This is a genomic window from Paraburkholderia sp. GAS348 (genome assembly GCF_050434205.1).
In the GTDB taxonomy this organism is placed as follows: Bacteria; Pseudomonadota; Gammaproteobacteria; order Burkholderiales; family Burkholderiaceae; genus Paraburkholderia.
The window spans coordinates 281,947-302,955 of sequence record NZ_JBNPVT010000004.1; the positions used below are offsets into that span (position 1 = coordinate 281,947).

19 protein-coding genes are annotated in these 21,009 nt (G+C 61.5%); 2 read left to right on the plus strand and 17 right to left on the minus strand.

Features of this window, described 5'->3' with window-relative positions; genetic code table 11:
* Positions 1-16 precede the first annotated feature (16 nt).
* The 15 genes from cysM to serC form a co-directional block, all read right to left on the minus strand.
* Positions 17-919: a cysteine synthase CysM gene (gene cysM, locus P3T22_RS09305; protein WP_007180896.1), complete on the minus strand. Its 903-nt coding sequence runs from the start codon at positions 917-919 to the stop codon at positions 17-19.
* A gap of 313 nt (positions 920-1,232) precedes the next feature.
* The gene (locus P3T22_RS09310; RefSeq protein ID WP_063496910.1) at positions 1,233-1,634 is read right to left on the minus strand and encodes a ComEA family DNA-binding protein; all 402 of its coding nucleotides are present in this window, start codon (positions 1,632-1,634) and stop codon (positions 1,233-1,235) included.
* Positions 1,635-1,711: 77 nt separating this feature from the next.
* Positions 1,712-2,704, minus strand: a complete 993-nt coding sequence (gene rfaD / locus P3T22_RS09315; protein ID WP_429324808.1) for an ADP-glyceromanno-heptose 6-epimerase — start codon at positions 2,702-2,704, stop codon at positions 1,712-1,714.
* Positions 2,705-2,901: 197 nt separating this feature from the next.
* Positions 2,902-3,909, minus strand: coding sequence for a D-glycero-beta-D-manno-heptose-7-phosphate kinase (gene rfaE1, locus P3T22_RS09320; RefSeq protein WP_082855089.1), 1,008 nt, complete (start codon positions 3,907-3,909; stop codon positions 2,902-2,904).
* Positions 3,863-5,278, minus strand: a complete 1,416-nt coding sequence (locus tag P3T22_RS09325; protein ID WP_063496913.1) for a UDP-glucose dehydrogenase family protein — start codon at positions 5,276-5,278, stop codon at positions 3,863-3,865. The genes rfaE1 and P3T22_RS09325 overlap by 47 nt, the downstream gene beginning before the upstream one ends.
* A 126-nt stretch (positions 5,279-5,404) precedes the next feature.
* Positions 5,405-6,580, minus strand: coding sequence for a lipopolysaccharide assembly protein LapB (gene lapB / locus P3T22_RS09330; RefSeq protein WP_063496914.1), 1,176 nt, complete (start codon positions 6,578-6,580; stop codon positions 5,405-5,407).
* A gap of 69 nt (positions 6,581-6,649) precedes the next feature.
* Positions 6,650-6,943: a LapA family protein gene (locus tag P3T22_RS09335; RefSeq protein WP_063496915.1), complete on the minus strand. Its 294-nt coding sequence runs from the start codon at positions 6,941-6,943 to the stop codon at positions 6,650-6,652.
* A gap of 276 nt (positions 6,944-7,219) precedes the next feature.
* Positions 7,220-7,546 (minus strand): integration host factor subunit beta, encoded by a 327-nt coding sequence (locus tag P3T22_RS09340; RefSeq protein WP_063496916.1) that lies wholly within the window; start codon positions 7,544-7,546, stop codon positions 7,220-7,222.
* A 32-nt stretch (positions 7,547-7,578) separates the two neighbouring features.
* Complete coding sequence (rpsA, locus tag P3T22_RS09345; protein WP_063496917.1) at positions 7,579-9,312, minus strand: 30S ribosomal protein S1; 1,734 nt, start codon at positions 9,310-9,312, stop codon at positions 7,579-7,581.
* Positions 9,313-9,461: 149 nt separating this feature from the next.
* Complete coding sequence (gene cmk, locus P3T22_RS09350; RefSeq protein WP_063496918.1) at positions 9,462-10,148, minus strand: (d)CMP kinase; 687 nt, start codon at positions 10,146-10,148, stop codon at positions 9,462-9,464.
* A 35-nt stretch (positions 10,149-10,183) separates the two neighbouring features.
* Positions 10,184-11,488 carry a 3-phosphoshikimate 1-carboxyvinyltransferase gene (gene aroA, locus P3T22_RS09355; protein ID WP_429324809.1) on the minus strand — a complete coding sequence of 435 codons (1,305 nt, stop codon included), beginning with the start codon at positions 11,486-11,488 and terminating at the stop codon, positions 10,184-10,186.
* Positions 11,489-11,506: 18 nt separating this feature from the next.
* Positions 11,507-12,448, minus strand: a complete 942-nt coding sequence (locus P3T22_RS09360; RefSeq protein ID WP_063496920.1) for a prephenate dehydrogenase — start codon at positions 12,446-12,448, stop codon at positions 11,507-11,509.
* A 51-nt stretch (positions 12,449-12,499) separates the two neighbouring features.
* Positions 12,500-13,612 carry a histidinol-phosphate transaminase gene (hisC, locus tag P3T22_RS09365; RefSeq protein WP_063496921.1) on the minus strand — a complete coding sequence of 371 codons (1,113 nt, stop codon included), beginning with the start codon at positions 13,610-13,612 and terminating at the stop codon, positions 12,500-12,502.
* 81 nt (positions 13,613-13,693) lie between these two features.
* Positions 13,694-14,776 carry a prephenate dehydratase gene (gene pheA / locus P3T22_RS09370; RefSeq protein WP_063496922.1) on the minus strand — a complete coding sequence of 361 codons (1,083 nt, stop codon included), beginning with the start codon at positions 14,774-14,776 and terminating at the stop codon, positions 13,694-13,696.
* A 78-nt stretch (positions 14,777-14,854) separates the two neighbouring features.
* Positions 14,855-15,901: a 3-phosphoserine/phosphohydroxythreonine transaminase gene (gene serC, locus P3T22_RS09375; protein ID WP_236720959.1), complete on the minus strand. Its 1,047-nt coding sequence runs from the start codon at positions 15,899-15,901 to the stop codon at positions 14,855-14,857.
* Here serC and P3T22_RS09380 point away from each other — a divergent pair.
* Positions 15,791-16,129 carry a hypothetical protein gene (locus P3T22_RS09380; RefSeq protein ID WP_429324902.1) on the plus strand — a complete coding sequence of 113 codons (339 nt, stop codon included), beginning with the start codon at positions 15,791-15,793 and terminating at the stop codon, positions 16,127-16,129. The two genes, serC and P3T22_RS09380, sit on opposite strands and share 111 nt — an antisense overlap.
* A 178-nt stretch (positions 16,130-16,307) precedes the next feature.
* Here P3T22_RS09380 and P3T22_RS09385 read toward each other — a convergent pair whose 3' ends face one another.
* Both P3T22_RS09385 and gyrA read right to left on the minus strand, forming a co-directional pair.
* Complete coding sequence (locus P3T22_RS09385; RefSeq protein WP_063496923.1) at positions 16,308-16,910, minus strand: DUF2059 domain-containing protein; 603 nt, start codon at positions 16,908-16,910, stop codon at positions 16,308-16,310.
* Between the two features lie 123 nt (positions 16,911-17,033).
* Positions 17,034-19,682: a DNA gyrase subunit A gene (gene gyrA, locus P3T22_RS09390; RefSeq protein ID WP_429324810.1), complete on the minus strand. Its 2,649-nt coding sequence runs from the start codon at positions 19,680-19,682 to the stop codon at positions 17,034-17,036.
* Positions 19,683-20,165: 483 nt separating this feature from the next.
* On the opposite strand from gyrA, the gene ompA reads away from it, so the two are divergent.
* On the plus strand, positions 20,166-20,813 hold the full coding sequence (gene ompA, locus P3T22_RS09395) for an outer membrane protein OmpA (protein WP_063496925.1): 648 nt from the start codon (positions 20,166-20,168) through the stop codon (positions 20,811-20,813).
* The last annotated feature ends 196 nt before the right edge of the window (positions 20,814-21,009 follow it).

Consider the following 21,009-nt stretch of genomic DNA (forward strand, 5'->3'; position numbering starts at 1 on the left):
ACTCGCCGAAGCGCAATCAAGCCGGGAATACACCCGTCGACAGATACCGGTCGCCCCGATCGCAGACGATAAATACGATCGTCGCGTTCTCGACCTGACGCGCGACGCGCAGCGCCACCTCACAGGCCCCGCCCGACGAGATGCCGGCGAAGATCCCTTCGACCGAGGCCATGCGCCGCGCCATTGCTTCGGCCGCGGCCTGGCTCACGTTCTCGACGCGGTCCACGCGGCTACGATCGAAAATCTTCGGCAAATAGGCTTCCGGCCATTTGCGGATGCCCGGAATGCGCGAACCCTCTTCCGGCTGCGCGCCGATGATCTCGATCGCCTGATTCTGTTCCTTCAGATAGGTGGACACGCCCATGATCGTGCCGGTTGTACCCATCGACGAGACGAAGTGCGTGATGCGCCCTTCGGTGTCGCGCCAGATTTCCGGACCGGTGCCTTCGACGTGGGCGGCCGGATTGTCCGGATTCGCGAACTGGTCGAGGATGATGCCCTTGCCTTCGCGCTGCATCTGTTCGGCCAGATCGCGCGCGTATTCCATGCCGCCCGTCACCGGCGTCAGCACGATCTGCGCGCCATAGGCGGCCATGCTCTGACGGCGCTCTACCGACAGGTCCTCTGGCATGATCAGCACCATCTTGTAGCCGCGGATCGCCGCCGCCATCGCCAACGCGATGCCTGTGTTGCCGCTGGTCGATTCGATCAGCGTGTCGCCCGGCTTGATACGCCCGCGCGCTTCCGCTTTCTTGATCATCGACAGCGCCGGGCGGTCCTTCACCGAACCCGCGGGATTGTTGCCCTCGAGCTTCGCAAGGATCACGTTATTGCGGCTGCGGATCTCGTCGTCAGGGAGCCGGACGAGTTGCACGAGCGGCGTATTGCCGATCGTGTCTTCAATCGTTTTGTAAGCCATGTCGGTTCTGGTGCTGTCGGTGCGCGGAGTCTTTAATCTATCGATTCTAAACCACCGTGCGCGCGGCTGCCGTGCGGCCCTTCTGTCCGCATGGATGCAGCGATGCCAGGTGGCTAAGTGCATAGCGCTCATCGGGCCCGCAGATACAGCGCAAATAACCACGCAAAAAGCCCGCGGCTGAGAACCGCGGGAGCCAGTCATCTGCATGACAGCTGAAGGAGTGTTCTTACCCACTCCGACCATGAAGGGGAACGACGGTAACGGACCAGGCGCGCGAGACGTGACCCGCCTCGCGCGCACGGCCCGCGTCAGGCTATTTCTTCACCGCCACAGTGGCGTTGCTCTTTGGGGTAGTGGCCGCGTTGCTCGAGTTGGCCGGATTGGCGCCATTGCCCGCAGCGGCCGCGCCTTTGGTCTGTGCAGACGCCGCAGCCTGCGGGTTAGCAGCCGCGCCAGCCGGACCGACAGCGAGACCCTCCGCCTGCAGGCGCTCGACGGTATGCCCGCCCATGCCTTTGACGCGCTTGCCGAGATCGGCCGGGTCCTTGAATGGACCATGCGCTGCACGCTCTTCGAGAATGGCTTTCGCTTTGGCAGGGCCGATGCCCTTGATGCCGCGCAGCGCGTCCTCATTAGCCGTGTTGACGTCGACCGCCGCATAGGCGTGGCCGAAAGCGGCCAGCATGGCCGCGGTAACCAGCATTTTTCGAAACATATGGAATCTCCCTCGTACAACCGGTTGGCGACCATCACCAACCGGGAGATTCCAGTTTAAAGAGGTATCCGAAAGATTTACACCTGGCCGAATAGCCAACGTACGTAGCGATCGACACCTTCCTGCACGCTCAGGAACGGCGCGTCGTAGCCGGCAGCACGTAGCTTCGTGAGGTCGGCTTGGGTGAAGCACTGGTACTTGCCGCGCAATGCATCGGGGAACGGAATGTATTCGATCAACCCGCGCTGCACCTGATCCGCGAGCGACAACGGCGGCTCGTTGTTCAACGCACGCAGCGTGTTGACCACCGTGCTCGCGATGTCGTTGAACGGCTGGGCGCGGCCACTGCCCAGGTTGAAGATGCCCGACTTGTCCGGATTGTCGAAGAAAAACAGGTTCACGTTGACCACGTCTTCGACGGAGACGAAGTCGCGCGTCTGCTCGCCGGCGGCATAGCCGTTGTATTCGCCGAACAGCTTGACCTTGCCTTCCGCGCGAAACTGGTTGAAGTTGTGAAACGCCACCGACGCCATGCGCGCCTTGTGCGTCTCGCGCGGCCCGTACACGTTGAAATAGCGGAAGCCGGCAATCTGGCTCTTCGCGGTGGGCAGGACACGGCGAATCACCTGGTCGAACAGGAATTTCGAATAGCCGTACACGTTCAGCGGCTGCTCGACTTCGCGCTCTTCAACAAAGCGGCTCGAACCGCCATACGTTGCCGCCGAGGACGCATACAGAAACTGGATGTTCTGCGCGAGACAGACGTCGAGCACTTCACGGCTATAGCGGAAGTTGTTGTCCATCATGTAGCGGCCATCGGTTTCCATCGTGTCCGAGCAGGCCCCTTCGTGGAAAATCGCCCGCACTTTGCCGAAGTCGCCCCGCTTGAAGCGTTCGACGAATTCGGTCTTGTCGAGATAATCGTGGATCTCGCAGTCGACGAGATTCTTGAACTTGTCCGCGCGCGTGAGGTTATCAACCGCGATGATGCGTTGTTCACCGCGCTCGTTGAGCGCCTTCACGAGATTGCTGCCGATAAAGCCGGCTGCGCCGGTGACGATGAGGGTCATGATGATCCTGCGGTAATGAGCTTTGCATGGGACCGGAGTAAGTGCTAAAGCGCTAACTCCAGTCGACAGCTTTGCATGGGACCGGAGTAAGCGCTAAAGCGCTAACTCCGGTCGACAAATTCAGGTGGCGCCTCGCGGGTTCCGGTTTTGCGCTGCTGAACCGGACGCGCGCAAAGCAGGGAACCCGGCGGGCTGCATCAATGAAAAAGTTCGTCGTAGTTGACGGTGGCAGTGCCGAGCTTGCCGACCACGATGCCGGCCGCGCGATTCGCGAGTCCTACCGCCTCGACCAGCGTCAGGCCCGCGCCGAGCATGGCGGCAAGCGTGGCGATCACAGTGTCGCCCGCGCCCGAGACATCATACACTTCACGTGCGACAGCCGACGCGTGCAGCAAGCCGTCGTCGGAGAAGAGCGTCATGCCCTCTTCCGAACGCGTCAGCAGCAACGCCTTGAACTCGAGATCGGCGCGCAGTTTGGTCACACGCGCGATCAGATCTTCTTCGGATTTCCACTGTCCGACCACCTCGCGCAACTCGGCGCGATTCGGCGTGATCAGCGTGGCGCCGCGATAGCGCTCCCAGTCGTCGCCCTTCGGATCGACCAGCACCGGCTTGCCCGCAGCACGCGCTTTCGCGATCATCTGCGTGACGTGCGTGAGACCGCCCTTCGCGTAATCGGACATCAGGATCACGTCGTGCGAGGACAGCAGGTCGTCGAAACGCGCGAGACCCGCGAGCAACACTTCGTGAGCCGGCGAGTTTTCGAAGTCGACGCGCAGCAACTGCTGCTGGCGCGACAGCACGCGCAGCTTGATTGTGGTGAGCAAATCCGGATCGCGCTCCAGATGCAGCGCCACCCCGCTTTCGCCGAGCAGTTGCACGATGCGCTCGCCGGGCTCGTCGTGGCCGACCACGCACAGCAAACCCGCCTGCGCGCCGAGTGCAACCGCATTGCGCGCCACGTTCGCCGCGCCGCCGAGACGGTCTTCCTGACGCTGCACATGCACGACCGGCACCGGCGCTTCCGGCGAAATACGGTTCACGTCGCCGAACCAGTAGCGATCGAGCATGACGTCGCCGACCACCAGCACGCGCGCCGCGCCGAGGCGTTCGCGCGGCACCACGGTAAGTGCCGCCGTGGGTACGGACTGAGCAGCCTCAGGCATTGCTGGAGACATCGGCCGGAAATTCAGAGGGTTGGGCATAAGGCCGTCCGATCGAGTGATAGTCGATGCCGAACTCGGTCATGGCGTCCGGCTCGTACAGATTGCGGCCGTCGAAAATCAGCGGTGACTTCAGCACCGATTTCAGATGCACGAAATCCGGGCTCTTGAATTCTTTCCATTCGGTGACGACCACCAGCGCGTCGGCGCCGGTGAGCGTTTCGTCCTGAGTGCTCGTGAACGTGAGCCGCGCTTGCTGTTCCGGCGCATCGTGCAGATCGATGGCGAACACGCGGCGCGCTTCGGCCACCGCGACCGGATCGTAGGCGCGCACGTGGGCGCCACGCGCCAGCAATTCGGCGATCACGCGACGGCTCGGCGCCTCGCGCATGTCGTCGGTATTCGGCTTGAACGCGAGGCCCCACACGGCGAACGTGCGGCCGCTCAGGTCTTCACCGAGCTTGCCCGTGATCTTCTGCACCAGCACGTCTTTCTGCTTGTAGTTCACTTCCTCGACCGCTTCGAGGATGCGCAGATTGTGGCCGCTTTCGCTAGCGGCGCGGATCAGCGCCTGCACGTCCTTCGGGAAGCACGAGCCGCCGTAACCGCAACCGGCATACAGGAAGTGATAACCGATACGTGGGTCCGAGCCGATGCCGCGACGCACCGCTTCGATATCCGCGCCGACCCGGTCCGCCAGATTCGACATCTCGTTCATGAACGAGATGCGCGTGGCAAGCATCGCATTGGCTGCGTATTTCGTGAATTCAGCCGAGCGCACATCCATGTACAGCGTGCGTTCGTGGTTGCGGTTGAACGGCGCGTACAGACGCTTCATCAGTTCGCGCGCGCGCATGCCGGCTTCGTCTTCGTCGCTGCCGAGCACGATGCGATCGGGGCGCATGAAGTCGTCGACGGCCGCGCCTTCCTTCAGAAACTCAGGGTTCGACACCACCGAGAAGCGGTGCTGCTCGCTATCGGCGAGCCCGCGTTTGGCCAGTTCCTCTTCGACCACCGCGCGCACGCGTTGGGCGGTGCCGACCGGCACCGTCGATTTGTCGACGATCACCTTGAAGCCGTTCATCGTGCGGCCGATGTTGCGCGCCGCTTCGAGCACATATTGCAGATCGGCCGAGCCGTCTTCGTCGGGCGGCGTGCCGACGGCGATGAACTGCACCTCGCCGTGCGCCACGCTGGCTTCGATATCCGTCGAAAACGTGATGCGGCGCGCCTTGCGCGTGCGGGCGATCATCTCGAGCAAACCCGGCTCGTGGATCGGCACGCCCCCGTTGTTGAGGATTTCGATCTTGCGCGGATCGACGTCGAGACAGAAGACGTCATGGCCGATTTCGGCGAGGCACGCGCCGGTGACGAGTCCAACATAGCCCGTGCCGATAATGGTGATTTTCATACGCTTTCCGGTAGAGGGTTCCGGTGAGGGTTTCTCGTAGTGAACAAGGCCGCCATGATCCCGCCCGGCCTAATCCGCCCGACGGGCCACCGTCGTTGCGGCGCAGCTATACGATTGCATTCGCGATCAATTCGACGCCGTGATCGGTTCGACGCGACGCGGCGCATAGGTTTCCCAACCGCTGCAACCCGGACACTGCCAGTAGAACAGCCGCGCCCTGAAACCACAATTCTGGCACGTATACCGTGGCAGATTTTTGGTGCGCTGACGGATTAGCGTACGCATCAGTTCAAGCTCGCTACGCCGCGGCTCTTCCGCGACAGCCTCCTGGGCTTCCAGAAGACGCGTCATGCCCGCCAGATTCGGCGACTTCTGCATCTGCGAGCGCGCCAGCGCATGCGCGGCGTCGGGCCCGCGTACCGCCGCAATGTGCTGATAGGTCACGTCGAGCAGATCGTTCGACGGATAGCGGTCTACCCACGTGATGAGCAGATCGGCGCCATCCTGCGGACGGCCGAGCGCCTCATAGGCCTTCATCAGCTTTTCCGCGACGAGCGGCAGATAGGCGGGATTCTGTTCCTCGACGCGCCGCCATTGGGCGATCGCTGCCTCTTGCGAACCGGCCGTCGCGTCGACGTCGCCGAACAGGATCGTGGCGCGGACATTGGTCGGGTTCGCCTTCAACGCAAAACCTAGCTGACGGCGCGCCTCATCTGCGTTTTTCTGCTGCAGCGCTTCCTGGGCTAGCTCGCAATAGAACTGCGCGATGTCCTTGTCGAGCGACTCGGCGCCCATTGTTTCCAGGTGGCGCGCGATGTCGATCGACTTAACCCAGTCTTTCTCGATCTGGTAGATGGTCAGCAGCGCCCGCTGCGCACCCAGCGCGTAATTGCCGGTTTCGAGCAAGCGGAAAGTCTCCTCCGCGCGATCGAGCAAACCGGCTTTCAGGAAGTCCTGGCCTAGTTCGTAGAGCGCGTGATCGCGCTCGGTAACGGGCAGATCGGTGCGGCTCAGCAGGTTCTGATGCACGCGGATCGCGCGGTCCGTCTCACCGCGGCGGCGGAACAGATTCCCCAGCGCAAAGTGCAGCTCGATCGTTTCCGGGTCCAGCTTGACGACTTCGATAAACGCGTCGATCGCCTGGTCAGGCTGCTCATTGAGCAGAAAATTCAGGCCGCGGAAGTACGACCGCGGCAGGTTGGCGCTTTCGGACAGCAGCGTCTTGAGGTCGTAGCGCGCGGCCATCCAGCCGAACGCAAAAGCGACGGGTATGACAAGCAGCCACCAGAAGTCTAGATCCATGCGATTAATGCAAATATGCGAGACGGCGGGAACGGAAAGCCGCGCTTCAGAAACACGGCAGAAGACAATTTAGATCAGCGGCGGCATGGGCGGTTGTTCAACCACTACCGGGGTTTCGCGCGCCACACGCAACTCGCGCTTGAGCCGGCCATTCTCCATGCGCAGCCGCACCATGGCTGGCATTGACGACACCAGCCCGGCTAGCAGCCCCACCACGAAGAACGCGAGGCCGATCAGGATCAAAGGCGCCGGCCACGCGTAGCCAGCGAGGAAATTCAGCGTAGCGGGTTGTGTATTGGAGAGCGCGAGCACCAGCAGGAGCACGAACACCAACACACGGATCAGCCAGACGATAAATTTCATGAATAGGTCTCTTGACGGCAGTTGCGGGGTGACGCCGGCCTGATGACGCGTCGCGCCACGGTGTTGCCCGCGCCGAAGTGACCCGTATTGTAATGGATGCCCTCGCGGCTGGGCAGGAACTGGCTGATAGCGGAACTTACAACGACAATGAACGAAAAGTACGGACGAAAAACCGACGAAAAAAAAGCGCCCGAAGGCGCTTTTTCTGGTCTTTTGCCGTCTGGCTTTGGCCGCTGACGCTAACCATGCCATGCTGCGAACCGCACAGCGAAGCATTTACAGGTCTTCGTCATCCGGCTCATCGGCCTTCAGCGGCTCGCCCGAACGTCGATCTACCCGCTCGCGCAATTCCTTGCCCGGCTTGAAATGCGGTACGTACTTCTCAGGTACCAGCACCTTCTCGCCCGACTTCGGATTACGCCCGACGCGGGAGGGACGACGATTAAGGCCGAAGCTGCCGAAGCCGCGAATTTCAATGCGATGACCATTGGCAAGCGCCTCGGACATCGCATCAAGCATCGTCTTCACCGCGAAATCCGCATCTTTAAGTACAAGCTGCGGAAATCGCGTAGCCAGCTGGGCGACCAATTCCGATTTGGTCATACTGCAGCAGACCTCTCAAGAAAACTCAAGGCTTACTGGTTCTGGCCGTCGAGCTTGGCCTTCAGCAGCGCACCGAGGTTCGTCGTGCCGGTAGCAGCCGAACTCGAATCCGACGAAGCCAGGCCGCGGATCGCTTCCTGTTGCTCAGCCGAATCCTTGGCCTTGACCGACAGGTTGATGCCACGCGACTTGCGATCGATGTTGATGATCATCGCGTTGACCTTGTCGCCTTCCTTCAGCACGTTGCGAGCATCTTCCACGCGGTCTTGTGCGATTTCCGAAGCACGCAGGTAGCCTTCGACTTCCGCCGACAGCGTAACCACAGCACCCTTCGCATCTACCGTCTTGACCACGCCGTCGACGATCGAACCCTTGTCGTTCATTGCAACGAAGTTGCTGAACGGGTCGCCTTCGAGCTGCTTGATGCCCAGCGAAATGCGTTCCTTCTCGACGTCGATGCCGAGAACGATCGCTTCCACTTCGTCGCCCTTCTTGTACTTGCGAACCGCTTCTTCGCCCGTTTCCGACCACGACAGGTCCGACAGGTGAACCAGACCGTCGATGCCGCCCGGCAGACCGATGAAGACGCCGAAGTCGGTGATCGACTTGATTGCGCCTTGCAGCTTGTCGCCCTTCTTGAAGTTGCGGCTGAAGTCGTCCCACGGGTTCGGCTTGCATTGCTTCATGCCGAGGCTGATACGGCGGCGGTCTTCGTCGATTTCGAGAACCATGACTTCGACTTCGTCGCCCAACTGAACAACCTTCGACGGTGCAACGTTCTTGTTCGTCCAGTCCATTTCCGACACGTGAACCAGGCCTTCGATGCCCGATTCCACTTCGACGAATGCGCCGTAGTCGGTGATGTTGGTGACCTTACCGAACAGGCGCGTGCCCGACGGGTAGCGGCGGGAAATGCCTTCCCACGGATCGTCGCCCAGTTGCTTGATGCCCAGCGAAACGCGGTTCTTCTCTTGATCGAACTTGAGGATCTTCGCGGTGACTTCCTGGCCAACCGACAGAACTTCGCTCGGGTGACGCACACGACGCCATGCGATGTCGGTGATGTGCAGCAGGCCGTCGATACCGCCGAGGTCCACGAACGCGCCGTAATCGGTGATGTTCTTCACCACGCCTTCCACGATCGCGCCTTCCTTCAGCGTTTCGAGCAGCTTTGCGCGCTCTTCGCCCTGGGTCGCTTCGATCACGGCACGGCGCGACAGCACGACGTTGTTACGCTTGCGGTCGAGCTTGATGACGCGGAATTCCAGCGTCTTGCCTTCGTACGGGGTCGTGTCCTTGACCGGACGCGTGTCAACCAGCGAACCCGGCAGGAACGCCCGGATGCCGTTGACCATGACGGTCATGCCGCCCTTGACCTTGCCCGTGATCGTGCCGGTCACGAGTTCGTTGTTGTCGAGAGCCTTTTCCAGCGACAGCCACGAAGCGAGGCGCTTCGCCTTGTCGCGCGACAGGATCGTGTCGCCATAGCCGTTTTCCAGCGCGTCGATCGCGACGGAAACGAAGTCGCCCGCCTGCACTTCTACCTCGCCCGCGTCGTTCAGGAACTCTTCGAGCGGGATGTAGGCTTCGGACTTGAGACCAGCGTTGACGACCACGAAGTTGTGGTCAACACGCACGACTTCGGCGGAGATCACCTCGCCAGCGCGCATGTCTTGCTTGGTCAGCGACTCTTCGAACAGAGCCGCAAAAGATTCGGTATTCGGGTTGGAAGTTTGCAGGTCGGACATAAAAATCAAAATTTGCATGGTTCTCGCGGTGCCCGGCTGGCCGGATGGTCAGCAACAACGGCCAAGAAAGCGAATGCCACGCGGGGTTAAGGGGTTAATACACGCTCCACGACACACGCGGAGCACCTACTGACAACACTACTTCTACTGCGCCCGCCACTTAAATTTCAAGCATGCGGAACCCATGCTTCATACCACTGCACCACCTGTTCGACCGCCTGGTCGATGGACAATGCGGAGGTATCAAGCAGCTTTGCATCCGCTGCGGGCTTGAGCGGCGCGGCCGCGCGCTGACTGTCACGCTCGTCGCGCTCACGCAAATCCCGGAGCAAGTCATCTATATTAGCAGAAAATCCTTTTTGGATCAATTGCTTATGCCGGCGCGCCGCACGAGCCTCGACGCTGGCGGTCATGAACACCTTCAACACGGCGTCCTGGAAGATCACCGTGCCCATATCGCGGCCGTCGGCAACCAGCCCCGGTTCCTTACGGAAAGCTCGCTGACGGGCCACCAGCGCGGTTCGCACGGGCGCGTGCACGGCAATCGCCGAGGCGCGGCTGCCGACCTCCTCGGCGCGAATGTCGGCGGATACGTCGGCGCCGTCCAACTGCGCCAGCCCCTCGCGAAAGGTGATGTGCAGATCGTCGATCAGTTTGACTAGCGCGTCGACGTCATCCGCCGCGATGCTGTAGCGCATGCTGGCGAGCGCAGCGAGCCGGTACAGCGCGCCGCTGTCCAGCAAATGGAAGCCGAGATTCGCGGCAACCAGCGCGGCCACGGTGCCTTTGCCCGAGGCGCTGGGGCCGTCGATCGCAATGACGGGCGTTTGGTGAAAGGGACGGATCGGTTTCATCGAAAAAGTCGCGCGTCAGTCGATTCAGAAGCGAATCAGGGTTGAGCGAGCGCGGTGAAGCGCTCGAAATAATCGGGGAACGTCTTGCCGACGCACTTCGGGTCGTTGATCCGGATCGGCACGCCGCCCAGGCTCACGAGCGAGAAGCACATCGCCATACGGTGATCGTCGTAGGTGTCGATCGAGGCGTTCGGAATCAGTTCTTCAGGCGGCGTGACGACGAGGAAATCCTCGCCTTCCTGCACCTTTGCGCCGACCTTGCGCAGTTCGGTGGCCATGGCGGCGATCCGGTCGGTTTCCTTCACACGCCAGCTCGCGATGTTGCGCAGTGTGGTCGTGCCGTCCGCGAACAGCGCGGCGACGGCAATCGTCATCGCAGCATCGGGAATCAGGTTGAAGTCCATGTCGATCGGATCGAGCTTGCCGCTGTCGTTGCCGACGCCGCGCACTTCGATCCAGTCGTCGCCCATCTGCAGGTTCGCGCCCATCTTGATGAGCGCATCGGCAAAGCCGACGTCGCCCTGAATGCTGGCGCGGCCCACGCCCTCCACCCGCAACGGGCCGCCGCCGAGTGCGCCCGCAGCGAGGAAATACGACGCCGACGACGCATCGCCCTCCACCATGATGGTGCCCGGCGATTGATAGCGCTGCCCCGCCGGCACGACGAACTGATGCCAGCCGTTGCGCTCGACCTTGATGCCGAAGCGCTCCATCAGCTTGATCGTGATCTCGATGTACGGCTTCGAGATCAGCTCGCCGTCCACCTGCACGGTGGTCACGCCGCTTTCCGTGCGCAACAGCGGCAACGTCATCAGCAGCGAAGTCAGGAATTGGCTCGACACGTCGCCACGCACGCGGATCGGTGCGTCGGCCGCGATTTGCGCCGGGCGAATCCGCAGCGGTGGATAGCCTTCATTCTCTTCGTAGTCGATCTTCGCGCCGATCTGCCGCAAGCCGTCGACCAGGTCCCCGATCGGCCGCTCGTGCATGCGCGGCACGCCGTGAATGCGATAGTCGCCGCCATTCACCGCGAGCGCCGCGGTTAGCGGGCGCACCGCCGTGCCGGCATTGCCGAGGAACAGATCGGCCGTGCGCGCCGTGAAGGCACCACGCGTGCCGGTCACGACACAGCTGTCGCCCTCGCGCGTCAAGCGCACACCAAGCTTTTCGAGCGCGTCGAGCATTACGCGGGTGTCGTCGGAGTCGAGCAGATTCGTGATCGTCGTTTCGCCTTCGGCTAGCGCCGCGAGCAGCAGTACGCGGTTCGAAATGCTTTTCGAACCGGGCAAACGAACCGTGCCGGACGCACGAGAAAATGGTCCGAGATCGAGGAATTCCATGATTGAGTCCAGTTCCGGTTATGTCGAGGCGTCGCCGAGTGCGGATCCGGCAGCGCGCTGTTCCTGCCATTCGCTGCGCGCGACGCGCGAGCGCGCGAACACGGCTTCGAGCGCGGCGCCGTCGCCAGTGTCGATCGCCGCTCGCAGGCGTGCGAGCACCGCCGTATACGCATCGAGTTCGTCGAGCAACGCGGCGCGATTCGCCACACACACGTCACGCCACATTTCCGGGCTCGACGCAGCGATGCGCGTGAAGTCGCGGAAGCCGCCGGCGGCGAATGAGAATTTCAGCGCAGCGTCGGGCGAGTTGAGAATCTGCTCGACCAGCGCGAACGACAAAACGTGCGGCAAATGGCTGACCGATGCGAGTACGCGGTCATGCTGCTCGGGCGTCATCTCCCGCACACAAGCGCCGGTAGCGCGCCACATCGCGGCAACACGCTCGACCGCTTCCGGCGCGTTCTCCGGCAGCGGGCACAACACGACGTTGCGATTCACGTACAGATCGGGCAAGGCCGCATCCGGGCCGCTCGCCTCACGGCCGGCAATCGGATGCCCCGGCACGAACTGGCCGATGCGCGCGCCGAGCGCCGCACGCGCGGATGCGACCACATCGGACTTGGTGCTGCCGGCATCGGTGACGATCGTGCCTGCGTCGAGAAACGGCGCAATGCGCTCCAGCAGCGGCTGTGTCTGCGCAACCGGCGCGGCAAGCACCACGATATCCGCGCCGGATAGCGCAGCACGCAGCGCGGCGGCGTCGTTCAGTGCCGCGGATCCGTCGATCACGCCCAATTCCAGCGCGCGCGCCGTCGACGCGAACGAACGCCCGACACCGATCACTGCGCGCGCGCCTGCCGCCTCACCTCGCTCGCGCAATGCACGCGCGAGCGATCCGCCGATCAGGCCGACACCGAAAATCACCAGCTTGTTAAAAGAGAACGCGGCCACGTCGGTCACAGAAAAAGCGCGCCTTCCGTAAAGTGAGGCGCGCGGGTCAAGGTCAATCGCTTATGCGGTAGCGAGCGTCTTTTCGAGCGCCACGAGGAACGCTTCGTTTTCTGCCGGCAGGCCGATCGTGATGCGCAGCCATTGCGGCAAACCGTAGTTGCCGACCGGGCGAACGATCACGCCCTGCTTCAGCAACTCCACATTGACGCGGTTGCCCGCTGCATCGTCGTTGCCGACACGCACCAGCACGAAGTTACCGTCCGACGGCACATATTCGAGGCCGAGTTTGTCGAACGCTTCGGTCAAAAGACGATAGCCTTGCGCATTCAGGGCCGCGCTCTTTTCCAGAAACGCCTTGTCGCTCAGCGCCGCGACCGCCGCAGCTTGCGCCAGCGTGTTCACGTTGAACGGCTGACGCAGACGGTTCAGCAGGTCGGTCAACCCGGGCTGCGCGATGGCGAAGCCGACACGCAAGCCCGCGAGGCCGAACGCCTTCGAGAACGTGCGCGACACCAGCAGATTCGGGTAACGGCGCACCCACGCGATCGAATCGTAGCGCTTTTCTTCCGGCAGATATTCCGTGTACGCCTCGTCGAGCACGACGACCACGTGAGGCGGCACCTTGTCGAGAAACGCTTCGAGCTTCGCGCCTTCGATGAACGTGCCGGTCGGGTTGTTCGGGTTTGCAACGAAGATCAGGCGGGTGTCGTCCGTGATCGCAGCGAGCATCGCGTCAAGATCGTGGCCGTACTTGACGGCCGGCACGACGATCGCCCGCGCACCCACACCTTGCGTGGCGAGCGCGTAGACCGCGAACGAGTATTGGGCGTAGACGATCGATTGGCCCTTCTCGACGAACGCATGCGCGGCGATTTCGAGAATGTCGTTGCTGCCGTTGCCGAGCGTGACCCAGTCGGCCAGCACGCCGTAGCGCTCGCTCAGCGCCGCCTTCAGCTCGAATGCATTCGCGTCCGGATAGCGGCCGAGTTCGCTGGCCGCTTGCGCCATGGCGCGTTGCGCCGATTCCGGCATGCCGAGCGGATTTTCGTTCGACGCGAGCTTCACGATGGTCGCTTCGTCGAGGCCAAACTCGCGGGCCACTTCCGAAATCGGCTTACCGGCGATGTAAGGCGCAATCGCGCGCACATAGGAAGGGCCGAAGGACGTTGTCATGAAAATCTCCGAACGACTAATTAGTAGTAGATGAATATGCGGCAGGCGCGCCAGAGCGGCGTGAGCGCGCCTCGACAGCCATTAGCGGGCGCGCGGATACGAGCCGAGTATCTTCAGGAACGCGGCCTTCTGGCCGAGTTCGGCTAACGCGGCAGCGACCGCCGGCTCGTCGCGATGGCCTTCGACGTCGATATAGAAGTAATACTCCCACGTGCCGACGCGCGCCGGACGCGACTCGAAACGGGTCATGGATACGCTATGACGCGCCAAAGGCTCCAGCAACTTGAACACCGCGCCCGGCTCGTTCGCGACCGAAACGATCAACGAGGTCTGGTCGTGTCCGCTGACGCCGGTGCGTTCCTTGCCGATCATCACGAAACGCGTGCGGTTGTGCGGATCGTCCTGGATCAGGGCGTAAGCGACCTGCAGACCGTAATGCGTCGCGGCGCGATCGCCGGCGATGGCGGCGACGGTCGGATCTTCCGCCGCCATGCGCGCGGCTTCGGCATTGCTCGACACCGCCTGGCGCTCGAGATGCGGCGCGTTGGTCGCGAGCCAGCGCTGGCACTGCGCGAGCGCCTGCGCGTGCGCACACACTCGCTTCACGCCGGCGAGGGCACCATTCAGCGTCAGGAGGTTGTGGTGAATCGGCAAGGCCAGTTCGCCGCCGATCGTGAGCTGGGTTTGCAGCAGCAGATCGAGCGTGCGCGACACCGCGCCTTCAGTCGAATTCTCGACCGGCACAACGCCGAATTCGGCGGCGCCGGCTTCGACCGAGCGAAATACTTCGTCGATCGAAGGGCACGGCAGACCCTCGATCGACTGACCGAAGTACTCGTGCATCGCCTGTTCGCTATACGTGCCGACCGGGCCGAGATACGCGGCCTTGATGGTCTTTTCGAGCGCGCGGCTCGCGGCCATGATCTCGCGCCAGATCGCGCTGATATGCTCGCTGGCCAGCGGGCCGTCGCTCATATCCTGCAAGCGCGCGATCACCTGCTGCTCGCGCTCGGGGCGGAACACCGGCGCATTGAAATGCTTCTTCACCTCGCCCACTTCGAGCGCCACTGCGGCGCGCTGATTGAGGAGCGCGATCAGCTGCGCGTCGAGCGCGTCGATGCGTTCGCGAAGGGGTTTGAGTCGGGTATTGAGTTCGTCGTCCATGCGTGAAAACGGCCCTGCCGGTAGCTGCTGCACAAATGCGTGCTGGAAAGGATGCGCGTGCCTGAATATCGAAGACGATCAGGCACTGCGCTGTTCGAATTCCTTCATGTATTCGACAAGCGCTTTGACGCCTTCGAGCGGGACGGCGTTATAAATCGACGCCCGCATGCCGCCGACGGACTTGTGGCCCTTTAGCTGCACCATTCCCCGCGCTTTCGCGCCGGCCAGGAAATCTTCGTTGCGCGACTCGTCGGCGAGGAAAAACGGTACGTTCATCCGCGAGCGCGAGCCACGCTCGACCTTGTTCAGATAGAAGCTGCTCGAATCGATCGCGTCGTACAACAGCTTCGCTTTTTCGAGATTACGCGCTTCCATCATGGCAAGGCCACCCTGCTTCTTCAACCACTTGAACACCAGCCCTGCGATGTAAATCGCGTACGTGGGCGGCGTGTTGTACATCGAATTGTTCTCGGCGACGGTTTTCCATTCGAACGCCGACGGGCAGATCGCTTGCGCGCGGCCCAGCATGTCTTCGCGCACGATCACGACCGTCACACCCGCCATGCCGATGTTCTTCTGCGCGCCACCGAACAGCACGCCGTATTTGGCGATGTCCATCGGACGCGACAGGATGTGCGACGAGGCGTCCGCCACCAGCGGAATATCGCCGAGGTCCGGAATCTCGAACGTCTCGACGCCGTGAATAGTCTCGTTCGTGCACAGATGCACGTACGCGGGATCGTCCGACAGTTGCCATTCCGAGCGTGCCGGCGCGCGCGTGAAGCCTTCGGCCGTCTGACCGCTCGCCGCAAGATGCACCGTGCCGTACTTTTGCGCCTCCTTGAACGACTTCTGCGACCACGAACCCGTCACGACGAAATCCGCACGCGCCTTGGCACCCATCAGATTCATCGGCACGATCGCGTTTTCGCCCAAGCCACCGCCCTGCAGAAACAGGATGCGATGGCTAGCGGGCACGTCGAGCAAGTCACGCAGATCGACGAGTGCTTTCTCATGGATCGACATGAATTCTTTGCCGCGATGGCTCATTTCCATCACGCTCATGCCACTGCCCTGCCAATTGAGCATCTCGTCGGCTGCCTGACGCAGCACTTCTTCGGGCATGGCAGCCGGGCCAGCAGAGAAATTAAAAACGCGCATCGTGAGATCCTGGAAGCTGGCGCGAAAAACGAACAGATCGCGCAAAAATCGGCGAAGTTGGCAGCCGTAAAGGCTGCCGCTGCAACGGCAGCCGCTGCAAAGGCAGCCGCTGCAAAGGCAGCCTCTGCAAAGTTAGCGCCGCGAACTCGGCAATGCGAGTTTGACGACGCGCGTTTGACAGCACGTATTTAGCAACACTTTCACGCCCAAAAAGAAAATGGCCGTCTGCGCGTGTGCGCAAACGGCCATTATCGCATTGTCACTGCCAACCCGCCAAACCCGGCCTGCCGCCCAGCACGCCGTATAGCTTGCCAAGCGGCGGCTAGCGCGATGTCAGCGCAGCCTTTTGACTTTTGGCTAACTAGCTGGCTTACTTAGCCGGCTTGACCGAAGCGACTTCCTTGTCAGCCTGGTCGCGCGTTGCCTTGATCGATTGCGGCATGTACTTTTGCATCAAGCCATTCACGACGTCGCGGCCAACCTGGTCTTGCACCTGGATGAACTTGCGGCCGGTCGGGCTCTTGTAGAACGCGGTCAGATCCTTAATTTCCGACGTGCTGTAGTACTTCGCGTAAGCGTCGTACTGAGCTTGCATTGCGTCTTGACGGAAGGAGTCAGTTGCGAACACCTGGCCTGCGCCATCAACCAGCTTCGGCACTGCATTCTTTTGCAGCGTCGGGACGGAAGCCTGCTTCTGCTTGTCCGTCATCGTCTTGTTTTCGCTCAGGGCGTCCGACAGGATAGCCGGAACCAGCTGCTTGGCTTGCATCTGGGCGCTGTTGCCGATTGCGCCGACGAGCTTTTGCGCGTCGATTGCGTCCAGCAGATCCTTGATTGCAGCCTGCTTGGCCGGATCAACCGGTGCCGCGGCAGCAGCCGGAGCCGCCGGTGCCGAGCTCTGCAGAGCTTGAGCCATAGCGAAGGTCGGCACGAGAGCAGCCAGCAACATCAGTTGTTTGAATCGTTTTTGCATCATTACTCCCTAAGAGAAATTAACTTGAACTGCAAGCTGCGCGGGACGCGTATCGGCCCGACACGCCATTGTTCCCTGCGCAGCTTTCAACCAATAGCTGGGACTGAAAGCCGCCGACGCGGATCAGGCCGCACCACCATCCTCACCGCCGTTGTCGCCTTCGGCAGGACCTTCGGTGTCGCCTTCCACATCCACATCCACATCCGCTTCCGCTTCCGGCTCAGCAACCTGTTGCAGACCTGAAAGCTTGGTCCCTTCGTCAAGGCTGATGAGTGTAACACCTTGGGTTGCGCGCCCCATTTCGCGGATTTCCGATACGCGTGTACGAATCAGCACGCCCGTATCCGTGATCAGCATGATCTGCGCTTCCTGATCCACCAGCGTGGCGGCGACGACCTTGCCGTTACGCTCCGACGTCTGGATCGCAATCATCCCCTTCGTACCGCGCCCGTGCCGCGTGTACTCGGTGATCGGCGTGCGTTTGCCATAGCCGTTTTCGGTTGCGGTGAGCACCGACTGTTGCTCGTCGCCGGCCACCAGCAACGCGATCACGCTTTGGCCGTCTTCGAGTTGCATGCCGCGCACACCACGTGCCTCACGGCCCATCGGACGAACGTCGTTCTCGTCGAAACGCACTGCCTTGCCGGAATCCGAGAACAGCATCACGTCATGCTGGCCGTCCGTAATGGCAGCGCCAATCAGGTAGTCCCCGTCATCCAGACCGACCGCAATAATACCCTTGCGCAACGGCCGGCTGAAGGCTTCCAGCGGCGTCTTCTTTACCGTTCCTAACGCGGTGGCCATGAACACGAATTTGTCTGCCGTGAATTCCTTGACCGGCAGCACGACCGTGATCTTTTCGCCGTCCTGCAACGGGAACATATTGACGATCGGACGGCCGCGCGAGTTCCGCGACCCCTGCGGCACTTCATAAACCTTGACCCAGTAGACGCGGCCGCGATTCGAGAAGCACAGGATGTGATCGTGCGTGTTGGCGATGAAGAGCGTGTCGATCCAGTCGTCTTCCTTCATGGAAGTCGCCTGTTTGCCGCGACCGCCGCGCTTCTGGGCGCGATATTCGGACAACGGCTGCGATTTCACATAACCGGCGTGCGACATGGTCACGACCATCTCTTGCGGCGTGATCAGGTCTTCGGTGTTCAGTTCGGTTGCGTTCAGCTCGATCTTCGAGCGGCGCGCGTCGCCGAATTCGGCTTTGATCGACGTGAGTTCGTCGACGATGATCGCCGTAATGCGTTCCGGGCGAGCCAGAATGTCCAGCAGGTCGGCGATTTGCGCCATCACTTCGCGGTACTCGCCGATGATCTTGTCCTGCTCCAGACCCGTCAGGCGTTGCAGACGCATCTGCAAGATTTCCTGAGCCTGGGTGTCGGACAAGCGGTAGAGGCCGTCGGACTGCATGCCGAAGGACGGGTTCAACCCCTCCGGACGATAGGCCTCACGGCCGCCAGCCGACGCGTTTTCCGTCTCGGCGCGCGCCAACATTTCGCGCACCAGCGACGAATCCCACGGACGCGCCATCAATTCCTGCTTGGCGATCGGCGGCGTAGGCGCGGCCTTGATGATCGCGATGAACTCGTCGATGTTCGCGAGGGCGACTGCCAGACCTTCGAGCACGTGACCGCGTTCGCGCGCCTTGCGCAGTTCGTATACAGTGCGCCGCGTCAGCACTTCCCGGCGATGCGACAGGAAGCACGACAGCATTTCCTTCAGGTTCAGCAGCTTCGGCTGGCCGTCGACCAGCGCGACCATGTTCATGCCGAAGGTGTCCTGAAGCTGGGTCGCCTTATATAGATTATTGAGAACGACTTCCGGCACTTCGCCGCGCTTCAGTTCGATCACGACGCGCATGCCGCTCTTGTCGGATTCGTCACGGATGTCCGAGATGCCTTCGAGCTTCTTCTCGTTGACCAGCTCGGCGATGCGCTCCAGAAGTGAGCGCTTGTTCACCTGGTACGGCAACTCGTCGACGATGATCGACATGCGCTGACCGCGGTCGATTTCTTCGAAGTGCGTTAGCGCGCGCATCACCACCCGGCCGCGGCCGGTGCGGTAACCATCGCGCACGCCAGCCACGCCGTAGATGATGCCGGCGGTCGGGAAGTCCGGCGCCGGAATGATCTCGATCAGTTCGTCGATCGTGGCTTCCGGATTTTTCAGCAGATGCTGACATGCATCAACAACCTCGTTGAGGTTGTGCGGCGGGATATTGGTCGCCATGCCGACCGCAATACCGGACGAGCCATTGATCAGCAGATTGGGAATACGCGCCGGCAAGATGGCCGGTTCGTTTTCGCTGCCGTCGTAGTTCGGCGTGAAGTCGACCGTTTCCTTGTCGATGTCGGCCAACAGTTCGTGGCCGATCTTTGCCATGCGGATTTCGGTGTACCGCATCGCCGCGGCGTTGTCGCCGTCGACCGAACCGAAGTTGCCCTGACCGTCCACCAGCATGTAGCGCAACGAGAAATCCTGCGCCATGCGGACAATCGTGTCGTAGACAGCCGTGTCGCCGTGGGGGTGATATTTACCGATGACGTCGCCGACAATACGCGCCGACTTCTTGTAAGCCCGGTTCCAGTCGTTGTTCAGTTCGTGCATCGCGTACAGCACACGCCGGTGCACCGGCTTCAGGCCATCGCGAACATCGGGAAGCGCACGCCCCACGATCACGCTCATCGCGTAATCGAGATACGAACGGCGCATTTCCTCCTCTAGGGAGATTGGCAGAGTCTCTTTGGCGAATTGATCCATTATCCGTATCTTTTACGTGCCAAGGCGACGGCGTTAATTTAACCGCGCCTTTGCGTAAGCATTGCAGGCGCAACGCATCACGCGATTCTAACATGTCGCGCATCCGCCCCCCGGCGGGGGTACGTATACCTATTAGCAGGCGAGCGGGAACGGCGCCCTGGACCCCCGCTATCGACCCAGGGCAGGCTCGATTCGTGCATGGGGCAATTCGCCGCTCAGCCATGACTGGCGGTGCCTGCAGCGGATTGCTTTTGTTGCGCATGCACCACATTTGGAGGGCGATTTGATCGGGGGCAGATTTTTTTATCGTTGGAAGGGAACGATATGGCAAAATGCCAACGCACAAAGAGTCAGACACTGCTCGAAGTCTACACAGCGCGTTTTTTGTTCTACACCGATGTTATACTTCGAGCAATGTATGACTTGTCTTCGTCAACAGGCTCGCAGTAAACCTGCGGTAATCTCAATTTCGAGAGGAGAAATATGAATAAACTTTCAAAGCTCGCGTTCATTGCAGCTACCGCAGTTATGGCTGCATCCGCCATGGCACAATCGGTGCCGGCGTCGCGACAAGCCACGAACGACAACTGGGTGAATGGTACCGGCGAATACGTGTGGATGAACGGCACGAACGAGCTTTGCTGGCGCGATGCATTCTGGACGCCGGCAACGGCCAACGCAAAGTGCGATGGCGCCCTGGTTGCCCAGGCTCCGACCCCGCCGGCTCCGGTCGCACCTGCACCGGCTATTACGAGCCAAAAGATTACGTATCAAGCTGACGCTCTGTTTGACTTCGACAAGGCTATCCTGAAGCCGGCTGGCAAGGAAAAGCTGGACGACCTGGCATCGAAGGTCGGCGCGCTGAACCTGGAAGTCATCGTCGCAACGGGTTACACGGACCGTATCGGTTCGGACAAGTACAACGACCGTCTGTCGCTGCGCCGCGCTCAAGCTGTGAAGTCGTACCTCGTCAGCAAGGGCATCGAATCCAACCGTATCTATACGGAAGGCAAGGGCAAGCGCAACCCGGTCACGACCGGCTGCAACCAGAAGAACCACAAGCAACTCGTCGCTTGCCTCGCACCGGATCGTCGCGTGGAAGTCGAAGTTGTCGGCACTTCGAAGCAGTAAGCTCCAAATTACCGCAGTATCAAAGCCCCGCTTCGGCGGGGCTTTTTTTATGCCACGGCTGCGGGCGCCACTCGCTTTCTCCTCCGAGTCCGCGCCCGAACTGCCGGAACAGGACGCGCCAGCCACCGCGCGGCATTTTGCCGCCCTGTCGCTCGGCCTATATACTCAGGGTTTATCCTCGAGCGCCCGCTCAACG